At 45.1% G+C, this 386-nt stretch carries 1 protein-coding gene; it reads left to right on the top strand.

The window, feature by feature from the left end; translation table 11 throughout:
- The coding region (locus D7V80_RS41275) for an isocitrate/isopropylmalate family dehydrogenase (protein ID WP_233586114.1) at positions 1 to 243 on the top strand (243 nt) is incomplete at its 5' end.
- Positions 244 to 386 lie beyond the last annotated feature (143 nt).

Here is a 386-nt window from a genome sequence, read left to right on the forward strand (position 1 = left end):
GTCCACGGTTCCGCGCCGGATATCTACGGGAAAAATATTGCTAACCCTATCGCCACGATTTGGGCCGGGGCAATGATGCTCGATTTTCTCGGCAATGGCGATGAGCGTTTCCAGCAAGCGCATAACGGTATTCTGGCAGCAATTGAAGAAGTGATTGCTCACGGGCCGAAAACACCTGATATGAAAGGCAATGCCACCACGCCACAGGTTGCCGACGCGATTTGCAAAATTATTTTGCGTTAAGGTCAAACCAGTTTATTTGAACCGCGTCACTGACGCGGTTTTTTTATTCGTTCTTTGCAGTAAATAACCTGCGTCATTTCACCTTTTATTGTTTCCGTTTCGTGTTTTATGGCTTTCCGTATTCTTAATTGTTTAATTTATGT

Source organism: Corallococcus sp. CA054B (assembly GCF_003611625.1).
GTDB classification, from domain to species: domain Bacteria; phylum Myxococcota; class Myxococcia; order Myxococcales; family Myxococcaceae; genus Corallococcus; species Corallococcus coralloides.